6 protein-coding genes are annotated in these 13,213 nt (G+C 48.7%); 5 read left to right on the forward strand and 1 reads right to left on the reverse strand.

Features of this window, described 5'->3' with window-relative positions; genetic code table 11:
- Positions 1 to 181: 181 nt before the first annotated feature.
- From BUC30_RS10865 to BUC30_RS10880, 4 genes are all read left to right on the forward strand, one after another.
- Positions 182 to 2,059, forward strand: a complete 1,878-nt coding sequence (locus BUC30_RS10865; protein ID WP_073424878.1) for an endo-1,4-beta-xylanase — start codon at positions 182 to 184, stop codon at positions 2,057 to 2,059.
- 428 nt (positions 2,060 to 2,487) lie between these two features.
- Positions 2,488 to 4,314, forward strand: coding sequence for an endo-1,4-beta-xylanase (locus BUC30_RS10870; protein ID WP_073425022.1), 1,827 nt, complete (start codon positions 2,488 to 2,490; stop codon positions 4,312 to 4,314).
- A 259-nt stretch (positions 4,315 to 4,573) separates the two neighbouring features.
- The gene (locus tag BUC30_RS10875) at positions 4,574 to 6,340 is read left to right on the forward strand and encodes an endo-1,4-beta-xylanase (protein WP_073424879.1); all 1,767 of its coding nucleotides are present in this window, start codon (positions 4,574 to 4,576) and stop codon (positions 6,338 to 6,340) included.
- A gap of 194 nt (positions 6,341 to 6,534) precedes the next feature.
- Positions 6,535 to 10,170: a response regulator gene (locus tag BUC30_RS10880; RefSeq protein ID WP_073424880.1), complete on the forward strand. Its 3,636-nt coding sequence runs from the start codon at positions 6,535 to 6,537 to the stop codon at positions 10,168 to 10,170.
- A 147-nt stretch (positions 10,171 to 10,317) separates the two neighbouring features.
- Here BUC30_RS10880 and BUC30_RS10885 read toward each other — a convergent pair whose 3' ends face one another.
- Positions 10,318 to 11,838 (reverse strand): HD domain-containing phosphohydrolase, encoded by a 1,521-nt coding sequence (locus BUC30_RS10885; protein ID WP_073424881.1) that lies wholly within the window; start codon positions 11,836 to 11,838, stop codon positions 10,318 to 10,320.
- 155 nt (positions 11,839 to 11,993) lie between these two features.
- On the opposite strand from BUC30_RS10885, the gene BUC30_RS10890 reads away from it, so the two are divergent.
- Positions 11,994 to 13,142, forward strand: coding sequence for an acyltransferase family protein (locus tag BUC30_RS10890; protein WP_073424882.1), 1,149 nt, complete (start codon positions 11,994 to 11,996; stop codon positions 13,140 to 13,142).
- Positions 13,143 to 13,213: the final 71 nt, after the last annotated feature.

The following is a 13,213-nucleotide window of genomic DNA, read 5'->3' on the forward strand; positions in this document are numbered from 1 at the left end:
CCTGTCATGCCCGACGCCTGTCCTCGCTTGACGGGGATGATCGGGCATCTCCATTACGAATATTCCATTATGGACTTTTTATCAATGATAAGTATTTGCTTTTTTGGAGCACTTTTCAAAAAAGAGGATATGTTTAAAAAAGTCATACGGGTATTCAACTTTTGGGTATAGGATTAGGATTATGAAAAAAATCTCTCTTTCTCTTGCTGTTGTAGCCATCGCCGGATTTACTTCTCTTGCAAATGCCGCTTTAGCCGATGGCGGTGCAAAATTCCTGGGCAATATTACTACGGGTGGCCAGATTCGTAGCGACTTTGCTCAATATTGGAACCAGATTACGCCCGAAAACGGCTGTAAGTGGGGTTCTATCCATTCCCTTTCTAATGGCAACAGCGGTACAAGCAAGTTCGCTTGGGACAACTTCGACAAGTGCGAAAGTGCCTACAAGTGGGCCAAGGAAAAACCGGGCGAACGCCACTTCAAGTTCCACGCCCTCGTTTGGGGTTCCCAGTACCCGAACTTCCTCTGCAAAAAGAAAAATCCGGGCATTACCGTAGAACTCACCAAAAAGTACATCACCGAATGGTTCGATGCCGTTGCTGCGAAGTTCCCGGACCTCGAATACATTGACGTGGTGAACGAAGCTATTTGGGCGGGTAACAACTACCACTCCGGTTACGGCAAGCCTGCTGCAGGTGCCGAAGGCCACAGCACCGACGATACCGAATGCGGCGGCTCCTACATTATCGAAGCCCTCGGCGGTGACCGCGTTGTAAATGGCAAGCACCAGTACGACTTTATCACGAACGCCTTCAAGATGGCCCGCGAACGCTGGCCGAAGGCTGTGCTTATCTATAACGACTATAACACGCTCTCCTGGCAGATCAACGAAGGTATCGAACTCATCCAGACAATCGTCAAGAATGGAGCTCCGATCGATGCCTACGGTCAGCAGGCTCACGACTGCAAGGGCATGAGCAAGTCCGATTTCGAAAGCAAGATGACCCGTATCCATAACGAGACGGGCCTCCCGCTCCTCGTTTCGGAATACGATATCGGCGAAGCCGACGATACCAAGCAGAAAAACGATTACGCAAACCAGATTCCGTTCATGTGGGAAACTCCTTGGGTCGCAGGCATTACCATCTGGGGCTATATCAATGGTTCTACTTGGGTTGCAAACACCGGCCTTATCGAAAAGGATGGCCGCAAGCGCGCTTCCATGAACTGGCTCGAAGACTACTTCGCCAAGAACTTGAGCAAGGGCAAGAACGATGTGACCTTCACTCCGGTTGAACCCGAACCGCAGCTTCCGTTCAAGGGTGAAGCGATTGCCATTCCGGGTAAGGTCGAAGCCGAAGATTTCGATATTCCGGGTGTGGGCGTCAACGAAGACGGTACGAGCAACCAGTCCTACAGCGACGATTCCGAAAATCACGGCGATAGCGATTACCGCAAGGACACGGGCGTTGACCTTTACAAGAAGGCGACTGGTGTAATCGTGGGTTACAACAGCGAAGGCGACTGGCTCGAATGGACCGTGAACGTTAAGGAAGCGGGCGACTACACGATGTTTGCCGCCGTGGCTGCCGCAGGTTCTACCTCCAGCTTCCAACTTTCTCTCGATGGCAAGGCGCTTACCGAAAAGATTACTGTCCCCGCTGCCAAGGAAGGTGAAGAAAATTACGACGACTACAACAAGGTCAAGGCCAACGTGACTCTCCCGGAAGGCAAACATGTTCTCCGCATGGATGTAACCGGCGCCTGGTTTGACGTGGACTACTTCACCTTTGTGAAGGGCAAGGACGCTACCGACCCCGAACCGATCGAAGAAGAAATTCCGGATGCCATCCACTCGAACCTCCGCATGAATTACCCGGTTCTCAGCGACTACGACGTCTTTGATATGAACGGTGTGCGTCTCGGCCGCATGAGCGCCTACTCCGTAGACGAAGCCGTGACAACGCTCAAGAACACGAGCGCCATCAAGGTCCAGGGAATCTACCTGCTCCGCTCCGTCAAGAGCGGCATGGTAAAATCCGTCCGCGTGACCCGTTAAAATATCCTAATCCATAACTTCCCCGAATGGGGGAGCCTTAAATACCCAAAGGCCTTCGAGCTCACCCTCGAAGGTCCTTTTTTTGCATTAATTACAAAACATTTTTTTTCGGTATAATGCGAGATTTTTGTGTAATTAAATGATTGCTTATTGTCGTTGTGAGAATAAAGCGTCGGCCAAGGATGGGGAGGGTGCAGGGAGGGGCCCGTGCGGCCTTCGCAACTCCGAGCTGGGGCCCCGCCCGCATGACGTACTTTTGAATAGTAATGGAATTTTAAAAGGTTTTAACTTAAAAAACATCTTTTTGTAAAAATTCCATTATGGACATTTTGTCAATGATAAATTTTGGACTTTTTGGGGCAATTTTTAAAAACAAAGATATGTTTATAATGGTTGTATGGGACTCTTAACCTATGAGGATGTGGAAAATGAAATCAAAATATTTGAAAGGTTTATTGGCTGCTGCACTTTTGGGTGGTGCAGTAAGTTCTTACGCAGGTCCTGGCCTTGCCGATGGCGCGGCCAAGTTCATTGGTAACATTACCCAGAGTAATAGTGTCGGCTCAGACTTTACTGCGCTTTGGAACCAGGCTACGGCCGAAAACGGCTGTAAGTGGGGTTCCGTCGAAGGTACTCGTGGCCGTTACAACTGGGGTGCCTGCGATGCTGCCTATAACTGGGCAAAGCAGAACGGGGGTCACTTCAAGTTCCACGCTTTGGTGTGGGGCTCCCAGTATCCGAACTGGCTCAATGGCCTTAGCACAGACGAAACGAAGAAGGCGATTACCGCCTGGTTCGATGCGGTCAAGGAACATTACCCCGATCTCGAAATGATCGACGTGGTGAACGAAGCTATCCGCACGGGCAACAACAGCTATCATTCTCCTTATGGCAAGAACAACAACATCATTCCGGCACTCGGTGGCGATAATGGTGGCAATTACCAGTTCGTAACGACCGCCTTCAAGATGGCGCGCGAACGTTGGCCGAAGGCTATCCTCATTTATAACGACTATAACACGGTTCAGTGGAACAAGGATCAGGGCATTCAGCTTATCCAGACCATCAAGAAAAACGGTGCTCCGGTTGACGCATACGGCTTGCAGGCCCACGACATGATGAGCCAGGGCGGTGGTCAGGGCGGTACCGGTGGCGGCGGCGTCTGCTTGAACATCAACACCCTTAAGAGTGTGCTCAAGGAAATTTGGGACAAGACCCAGACCCCGATGTTCATCAGCGAATACGACATTGCAACTACCGACGACAATATCCAGAAGCAGTGCTACTCCGAACAGATTTCTCACTTCATGGAAAACGAACACATTGCCGGCATTACCATCTGGGGCTACATTTATGGTCGCACTTGGCTCGACTGTAACGGCACTGCGAGTGGCTGCTCCGGCATTGTCAAGAATGGCCAGGACCGCGCCGCTTTGAAGTGGATGAGGGAGTACCTCAAGAGCAACAAGGGCGTGAACACGACTGGCCTCAATACTGGTGTTCTCACTCCGGTTGACCCTGTTCCGCAGGAACCGTTCAAGGGCGAAGCTCTCGCTGTTCCGGGCAAGATTGAAGTCGAAGATTTCGATAAGCCGGGCCAGGGCAAGAACGAAGACGGTACGAGCAATGAATCCTATGGCGACGATTCCGAAAACCATGGCGACTCCGACTACCGCAAGGATACCGGTGCTGACCTTTACAAGAAGGCTACTGGCGTTGCTCTCGGCTACAACACTACGGGTGACTGGTACGAATACACCATCAACGTTGCCGAAGCTGGCGACTACACTGCAATCGCTTCTGTCGCTACCGAAGGCACGGGCGCATTCACGCTCTCCCTCGATGGCAGGTCTCTCGCTGAATTCGAAGTCACTGGCACAAGCTACGATGATTTCTCCGATGTGAAGAAGAAGGTAACACTCCCGGCTGGTAAGCACGTGCTCCGCATGGACGTGACTCAGCAGTACTTCGACATAGACTACATCAACTTTGTGAAGGGTGAAGTTGCCGACAATCCGGGTGGTGGCGATGAACCGCCGATCTCCATCAAGCAGCAGATTCAGTATCAGGCTCCGAGAATTGGCAGCTACGACGTCTTCGACGCAAACGGTGTCCGCCTTGGCCGCATGAACGCTTACTCCATGAACGAAGCCATGCAGATTCTCAAGAGCTCTAACGAAGTCAAGAACAACGGCATCTACATGCTCCGCTCTGTCCAGAATGGTGCTGTGAAGTCCGTGCGTATCTCTCGCTAAAAGGAATCCTAATCCATAACTCCCCCTAAACCAAACGGGGAGCCTTAAATACCCAAAGGCCTTCGAGGTTCCCCTCGAAGGTTCTTTTTTTGTGCTTTGTCACCCCGGCCTCCGTGCCGGGGTCACCATCTCGTACAATGTAAACTTCTGTTTGTCGACATTTTGGCAATGATAAATTTTCGCAATCTTGAATAAACTGATGAAAATGAGAATAAGTTTATAATAGTGTTAGAGTACTAACCAAAGAGGATGTTGGAAAATGAAATCAAAATTCATTAAGGGTTTTGTGTCTGTTGCCCTATTGGGTGCAGTGAGTTCCTTTGCAGGCCCCGGCATGGCCGATGGTGGTGCAAAGTTTCTAGGTAACATTACAACTCGCGGCCAGGTTCAGTCCGATTTCGGGACTTACTGGAACCAGATTACCGCCGAAAACGAATGCAAGTGGGCGTCCATCGAAGGCACTCGCGGTCGTTACAATTGGTCGGGCTGCGATGCTTGCTATAATTGGGCAAAAAAGAATGGTGGCAAGTTCAAGTTCCACGCTCTTGTGTGGGGCTCCCAGTACCCGAACTGGCTCAATGGCCTTAGCACGGACGAAACCAAGAAGGCGATTACCGCATGGTTCGATGCCGTTGCCGCTCATTACCCCGATCTCGAAATGATTGACGTGGTGAATGAAGCCATCAAGTCGGGTGGCAGCTACCACTCCGGTTATGGCCGAAACAACAACATTATCCCGGCTCTCGGTGGCGATAACGGCAACTACGAATTCGTGGCGACTGCATTCAAGATGGCGCGCGAACGCTGGCCGAAGGCAATCCTTATCTACAACGACTACAACACGTTCAGGTGGCAGATTAACGAAGGTATCGACCTCGTGAACAAACTCGTGAAGCAGGGTGCTCCGGTCGATGCTTATGGTCAGCAGGCTCATGACTTGACCGATATGAACGCCAACGATTTTAAGAGTGCTTTGAACAAAATCCAGAATAGCGTCAAGAATGCCAAGGGCGAACCGATGCCGCTCTTCATTACCGAATACGATATCGGTACGGATAACGACAACCAGCAGAAACAGCGCTACTCCGAACAGATTCCCGCATTCTGGGAATCTCCTCAGGTCGCAGGCATTACCCTCTGGGGATACATTTACGGCGCCACTTGGACCACGAACGGTAACTCCGGTCTTATCAAGAATGGTAGTGACCGTCCGGCAATGACTTGGCTCAAGCAGTACTTCAAGGAACACCTCAAGGATGGTAAGGACAATACGGGTCTCTTTGCTCCGTATGTCCCGCCTGAGCCGGTGCCGCGCAAGCCGTTCAAGGGCTCTGCTTTGGCAATCCCGGGCAAGATTGAAGTTGAAGACTTTGATATTACCGGCGTCGGTGAAACGGATGGCGTAAGCAATGTGTCTTACAGCGATGGCGACCCGGAAAACCATGGTGATTCCGACTACCGCAAGAGCGATGCTTCCGATGTCGATATCTACAAGAAGGCTACAGGGAACATTGTTGGCTACAACACGACCGGTGACTGGCTGGAATACTCTGTCGACATCGCAGAAGCGGGCGACTACACGGCTACGGCATCTGTCGCTACGGATGGTTCTGGCTCCTTCAAACTCTCCATTGACGGAAAGTCTATCGGTGAGTTCGATGTTTCAGGCTCCAGCTTCGATGAATTCTCTGATGTGAAGAAAAAAGTGACGCTCCCGGCGGGTAAGCATATCCTCCGTCTGGATGTGACTAAGCAATACTTCGATATCGATTACATCAACTTCACAAAGGGCGATAGTGATGAACCGCCTATCGCTATCCAGACCCAGGTCCGCTACGAATATCCGGAAGTCAGCGACTACTACGTCTTTGACGTGAACGGAGTGCGCATCGGTCGTATGAGCGCCTACTCCATGGACGAAGCTGTGACAACGCTCAAGAATACGAGCGCCATCAAGGTCCAGGGCATGTATATGCTCCGCTCCGTCAAAACGGGTGAAGTGAAGTCGGTCCGTATCGCTCGCTAACTAGAATTCCTAATCCATAACTCCTCTGAACCAAAAGGGGAGCCTATTACACCCAAAGGCCTTCGAGGTACCCCCTCGAAGGTTCTTTTTGTGCGAAAAATCAAAAAAAACGAAAAATAGGGTTTTTATAGGGATTGTTGTACCTTAATCCATAAAATTGATGTATTTTAATTAATTGCAGAAAGGGAGCGATTATGAGTGATAGTAAAAATCAGGTTGCATACGCTGAACTGTTCTCGGAAATATTTTACGAACAGTTCATTTCCGCATATTATGTGAATTTGCTGGATTTCTCGTATGTCGTTTACTATCGCAAAAAGGGGCTTGAAAAAAAGTATGGCGATGGCGATAATGCCGTATCTGCCCTCCAGAAGTTTATTTCCGAAGATGTCCATCCCGATGACCGCGATGTGCTGAAGGATATGCTATCTGTAGCTTATGTCCGTGGCCGCCTTAAAAAAGAAAGCAGTTTCTCGTTTGTAGTGCGTGAGATTGTGACCGGCAAGGAACGCTATTGCAAGCTCCAAGTGACCCGTGGCCGTGATGAAGACCACATGGCCATCTGCTTCTTGAATGTCGATGACGAAATCCGCAAACGCATGAAGGTCGAGGAAGGCTACCGCGTCATCCAGGCCCTTGCCATGGAATTCAATGCACTTTACCGCATCGATCTTGATTCGGAAAAAATGCATTCCTATGTCAAGTCGCAGACGGCACGCATTTTTGAAAAAGAGCTTCGCGGCGAAATGTTTTATTCCGAGGCGTTAGAAAAATACGCTACTGAAATTGTATCTAGCGAAGATGCCAAGCGAGTCTTGACGTTGGCGTCAATCGAGAGCATTCGTGAAAAATTTTCGAGGCAGAGCCACTTCGAGGTGGACTACAAGAATCGCGATGGCCGCTATTTCCAGATGAAATTCGTCCGGGTTTCCGATGAAAAATCGCCTGTAGTAGTGCTTGGCATTGCAGACCGCGACGAAGAAAAACGTTCGGACGTGATGAACCGCGAATTTTCCGAAATTGCAAATGCGTTGAGCATTGAGTACGAAATTATTTACTATGTGAACTTGAATGACAATTCGTACGACGTGTTCAACCAGGAAAGTAGCTATATCAAGCTCAAGCTCCTGATGAGCCGCCAAAACTTTTTCGAAGAATGTACGAGAGACATCAAGAAGATTATCTACCCGCAAGATGTTGAACGGTTGACTTCGGTCATGAATAAGGATTTTTTGCTCTCTCAGCTTGAGGGCGACAAAACCTTTTCAACCGAATACAGGCTTATGGTCAATGGCGAGCCTCAATACTACCGCCTCAAGGCGCTTTGGTCCAAGGCCGCTGACGATCACATTATTATCGCTGTTGCCAATATCCACAAGGAAGTCCTTGCCCGTAAAGAGCGCGAACGCAACATGGAACGCAACTTCGACATTATCAATGTGCTTGCGACGGAATTCACCTCAGTCTACTATGTCGATCTTGATACGGATACGTTTACGCCTTACACGGTGAGCGACTATGCCGAAGTCAATTACGGAAAGCTGTATCAACACGATAAATGTTATTCTAAAGTGTTCAAGGCGTATGTCAACGGATTTGTCCATGAACTCGATAAGAAAAGAATTGGTGATTTTGCTTCTATTGAACATATCAAGAAACTGCTTGAAGGCCAAAAATCGTTTATAGCGCACTACAGAAAATACGATACTGGAGGAACCCGTTTTAGCGAGATAAAGTTCGTGAAAGTCGGTTCGCAAAATGAAACGCCGCGTGCTGTTGTTGTTTGTTTTGCCGACAAGGATGCCGAAATTCTAAACCGCTATGTTGATAGCAAGCTTTATGAAGATTATTTTGGTGTTTATTTTGTGAATCTCGAAGATGATACTGTCCGCAGTATCCGTGAATCGGCGGTTTACGAGAAAGGTAAAACTTATGGCGGCTTTATCAAGTACAGTAGCGCTATTCTTGAGTTCAGCAAGGAGGTTTTGCCGGAGTTCCGCGAAACTTGGGAAAACATGGCGAACGTTGATTTTATGCGTTCATACTTGGCAGATGTCGATAAGCGCGAGTACAGCTACCGTGCGCTCAAGGGTGAATGGCGTCGCGTGACGACGTTTGTTCTGGAACGTAGAAATGGCGTGCCGGTGACCTTTATTATGGCGTTCATGTTCATTGACAATATAACCGCTCAAAAGATGGAACTGGATGCAAAGATTGCTGAACAGAAGCAGGAACTTGAGGAACAGCAGAAGCTTTTGGAACAGGCTCTTGTGCAGGCTGAAAAGGCGAACAATGCAAAGACGATGTTCCTTTCGAACATGTCGCATGACATCCGCACGCCGATGAATGCCATTATCGGTTTTACAAACCTTGCGCTGAATAATTTGGATGACCCTGTGCTGGTCAAGAATTATTTGAACAAGACTGTCGTTTCGAGTACGCATTTGCTCTCGCTCATCAATGATATTCTCGATATGAGCCGCATTGAGTCGGGCAAGATTCGCCTTGAAGAGGTAAACTGCAACTTGTCCGAAATCATGCATGACCTGAATACGATTGTCTTAGGTCAGGCGAGTGAAAAACAGCAAAACCTTTACATGGATACGTTCAATATCGAGAACGAACTTGTTATTTGTGACAAGCTGCGCTTGCATCAGATGCTGATCAACCTGCTTTCAAATGCGGTCAAGTTTACGCCGGTGGGCGGTAATATCCACGTGTTTGTCCGTCAGACCGCTAGTGATGAAAAAACGGGAACGTACGAGTTCCATGTCAAGGATGATGGCATCGGCATGAGCCCGGAATTCTTGAAAGTCCTGTACCAGCCATTTGAACGCGAACGCACTTCGACGATTTCCAAGACGCAAGGGACTGGGCTTGGCATGTCCATTACCAAGAAAATTGTCGATATGATGGGAGGCTCCATAAATGTTGTGAGCGCCCCTAATCAGGGAACGGAATTCATCATTCATCTGAAACTGAAAATCCAGGATACTTCTGCGGATTTGACGAATCTCGATGCGTTGCAGAATGCCCGCGCTCTCGTTGTCGCTAGTGATTACAATGCATGCTCCAGCGCTACAAACCTTCTGCGCCGTTTGGGAATGCGTGCGGAATGGACAATGTATGGTCGTGAAGCTGTACTGCGTGCAAAAGAAGCTGTTGATCGCCACGAATGCTATTCCGTCATCGTTCTTGATGACCGATTGCTCGATATGGAAAGCATCAACGCTGTGGAACAACTGCGCATGATTCCGGGGAATGATAATCCGATTATCGTCATGGCATCTTACGACTGTGCAAACATTGAAAAGAGTGCGCGCGAAGCGGGTGTGACATCGTTTATAAGCAAACCGCTATTCCTCACGGAAATGCATGATGTCTTGGCTCGTGCCATAGGCGTTTTGAAAGACGATGCGAAAGTGGAATGCGATGAGTCTGCGAACTTTGCCGGGAAGAAAATCCTTCTTGTTGAAGATAACGAGCTCAACCGTGAAATTGCGCAAAGCGTTCTTGAAGAAATGGGCTTTGTCGTCGATTATGCCGAAGATGGCTGTGTCGCTTTAGGAAGACTCAAAATGGCAAAGCCGGGCGCTTATGATGTGATTTTGATGGATGTGCAAATGCCTGTGATGGACGGTCTCGAAGCCGCTCGTCAGATCAGGTCTTTGCGCGATGATTACTTCAAGAAAGTCCCGATTGTGGCGATGACCGCAAATGCGTTTGAAGAGGACCGCAAGGCTGCTATGGATGCTGGCATGAACGAGCATATCGCAAAGCCCATTGACGTTGAAAAACTCAAGAAAGTCCTTCGTAAATTCTTAGGATAAATTCTCGCATACCGTCATGCCCGTGCTTTTTACAATGTCATTCCCCTAACGGGGCTTGACTTGTTCGCCTCGGATATAGAAACATGCAAGCATATTTCTGCATCGCTCGGCTCCGTTGTCATTCCGGCCTCTGTGCCGGGATCACCATTACTTAAAGAATTCCACGCATCCGTAGACGGAAATGAGCTCCGGATTCTCCGGATCGCGCCTGTTCCAACACTGTTGGACTTTAATCTTGCACGGACGCTTTTCGCCTTTGACTCGCATCTCGCTATTGAACGTGAACGAGTCGTTGTTCAGCTGCGGATCGTGCAAAAACTTTGCAAATTCATCCCAGTTCTCGCGCCCAAAGATGTTCCAGAATTCGCTATTGTTTTCTGGCTCAATCATAGTCTTGGGGAAACTCAAGGATTTTGCGTTCTTGGCCTCGAGCTTCAGCATGGAGGGCTCGTAAGTGTATTCGAATGTAACGCCACGATGCAGCGTGGCAAAGAATTGGCTCTTCCGGCGTTCGTTCCGATACTGCTCGTAAATAATGTTGTCTGAACTTTCTTCGGTGCTTTCGAAAATCGAACGTGCGATCTTGGCAAAATCGGCATCGCTGAGTTTGCTTGTGCGTTGGTCGTTCAATTCCTTGGGCAATGTGTCAGCGACATCTCCGAGACATTCTAAAAGCAAAGGGTTGAATACGCCGCACTCGTTGTTGCGGATCATTTCGAGAGCCTTCTCATGGCTGAACGCCTTCTTGTAGCAGCGTTCGCTGGTAAGGGCATCGTATACGTCGGCAACGGAGACGACTTGGGCGCTGATGGGGATTTCGTTCCCTTTGAGACCGTCGGGGTAACCGCGTCCGTCCCAGCGCTCGTGGTGCCAACGGCAAATGTCGTAGGCGAATTTCATCAACGGCTCGTTCTTGAAGAACTGGATGGCATCGAGCATCTTGGCACCGTTCATGGAGTGTTGCTTCATGATGTCGAATTCTTCTTTTGTGAGCTTGCCGGGCTTGTTCAAAATCTCGTCGGGAATCGTAATCTTACCGATATCGTGCATCGAAGATGCTGTAGCGATAGTGCCGATTTCTTCTTCGGTAATCTTGTAATCCTGGGTGCGCTTGAGCAATGCGCGTAAAAGAATGTCTGTAATCTTTTTGATGTGCAGAACGTGCTGGCCGCTTTCTCCGTTACGGAATTCCACAATGTGGCTCAAGATGGAAATCAGCATGTCGCTGTTTCGCGTCCTTTCGTAAATCTTGTCAGCCACAAGTTCCGAAAGCTGCATCTGCTTCACATAAAGATTGATTGTATTGCGAACTCGCGTCTGCACGACCATCTGGTCGAACGGACGGTAAATAAAGTCGGTCACGCCGAGCGAAAAAGCTTTTTCCACTTGAGGGGTGGAGGTCTCTGCTGAAATCATCACGACCGGAGTCCCTTTGATCCAGTCTTTTTCGTTCATGATTTTGAGGACTTCAAGCCCATCGCGTCCGGGCATAACCATGTCCAACAAGACAAGTGTAATTTCTTTTGCTTGTTTCTCGAGAATTTCGAGGGCTTCGTCGCCGTCTTTTGCTTCGATGATATCATATTCGTCAGAGAGCAGATCCGAAAGTACGACTCTGTTCATGGCGTCATCATCGACAATCAAAATTTTTGCGCGTTCGTTGCTCATGGTCGAAACACCAATATTTATTTTCTCTTTCTTAAGTGGTTGTACTTCTTTAATTTAAGAAAAATGTAACGAAAAAGAGCGTTTTATCTCCTGAAAAATCAAAATACCCCTTCCATTTGCGCAAAATCACCATGTTTTTCTAAATTTTCCTCAAAATGCCGAAACCAGCAAATTACTTCCCCGCTATAGACGGTCTCCGTCTCCTCGCAAGCTTGAACATTGTCATGCTCCATTTGGGCAGTTCCAATGCTCTTATGTACATGTCCGATTGCAAGTGGGTGATGCCCATTATCTCGGCGCCAGCTTTTGCTGCGGGCATCTTCTATGTGTTGGCGGGATTCCTTTTTGCAAGCAAGTACAGTGACCCGGATCGCAGTATTCCGGTTATCCCGTTCATGTTCAGCCGCATCGCGAAACTTTACCGTTTGCACTTTTTCATGACGCTCCTCATGTTTGTGCTGGTCGTATTCAAGATGAGCGGCTACACGCATTTACCCGCATTCTCTGAAATAGGCGATTGCGCTTCGGCGGGATTAGCTAAGATGTTCCACCCGTGGCGGAGCCTCATCATGCACCTCACGCTTACGTGGTCGGTTGTCCCCGATCTTGGCATGAAGTTGAATGAACCATCCTGGTCCTTGACGAGCTTTTTCCTCTGCTATGCGATTACGCCGTGGTTCAGCCGTTGGCTTATCAAGCAGAACCGCCGTACGCTCTGGATTCTCTTTGGCGGAGTGTTCGTTCCGGGAATCCTCTGGGCGGTCGTGTATGGCAATTCGGGCAATTTATGGTTTAATGGTTTCGATGCCAAATACCGCTTTTTCCACATGTTTGCACCGGTGCGCGTTTTTGAATACTTGTTTGGCATGGTGCTTTACCGCCTTTACAATGAGGGCGTCTTTGACGTTTTCAAGAAAGATTATGTGAGCGGTGTGGCTCAGGCGCTTTTGCTCCTCGCACTTTACGGAAGCCTCTTCCTCATGCGCCCGGATGCGAACCCTGGCTATAATTACTTCATCCACCACAGTCTCCCGATTTTCATTTACGGCATGTTTGTGGTAAGCTTGCTTTCTGGAAAGGGTTTCTTGGCGAGGTTCTTCTGCATCCCGCTTGTGCGCCGTGTGGGGCGCGCTTCATTCTACCCGTACTTGATTCATCTGCCCATCATTACGTTTGCATGGGGCATTTGCAACCTGAACCGTCCGAAGAATACCATCCTTTTGCTCCTCTTTATCTATACGGTTAGTACACTTTACATGGAATTTAAAATCTGGCGCCGTAAAAAAGCGAAAGCGAAGGCTTAAATCCAAGACTTTATTCGTCTTTTCTCAAACAAGTCCAAAAAATAAGTGTATTTTATATCCATGGGCGACTG

Origin of the sequence: Fibrobacter sp. UWB7 (assembly GCF_900142945.1) — a bacterium.
In the GTDB taxonomy this organism is placed as follows: Bacteria; Fibrobacterota; Fibrobacteria; order Fibrobacterales; family Fibrobacteraceae; genus Fibrobacter.

Coding starts and splice junctions, on each gene's coding strand:
- BUC30_RS10865 (WP_073424878.1), top strand. CDS start 182: ATGAAAAAAATCTCTCTTTCTCTTGCTGTTGTAGCCATCGCCGGATTT.
- BUC30_RS10870 (WP_073425022.1), top strand. CDS start 2,488: ATGAAATCAAAATATTTGAAAGGTTTATTGGCTGCTGCACTTTTGGGT.
- BUC30_RS10875 (WP_073424879.1), top strand. CDS start 4,574: ATGAAATCAAAATTCATTAAGGGTTTTGTGTCTGTTGCCCTATTGGGT.
- BUC30_RS10880 (WP_073424880.1), top strand. CDS start 6,535: ATGAGTGATAGTAAAAATCAGGTTGCATACGCTGAACTGTTCTCGGAA.
- BUC30_RS10885 (WP_073424881.1), bottom strand. CDS start 11,838: ATGAGCAACGAACGCGCAAAAATTTTGATTGTCGATGATGACGCCATG.
- BUC30_RS10890 (WP_073424882.1), top strand. CDS start 11,994: ATGCCGAAACCAGCAAATTACTTCCCCGCTATAGACGGTCTCCGTCTC.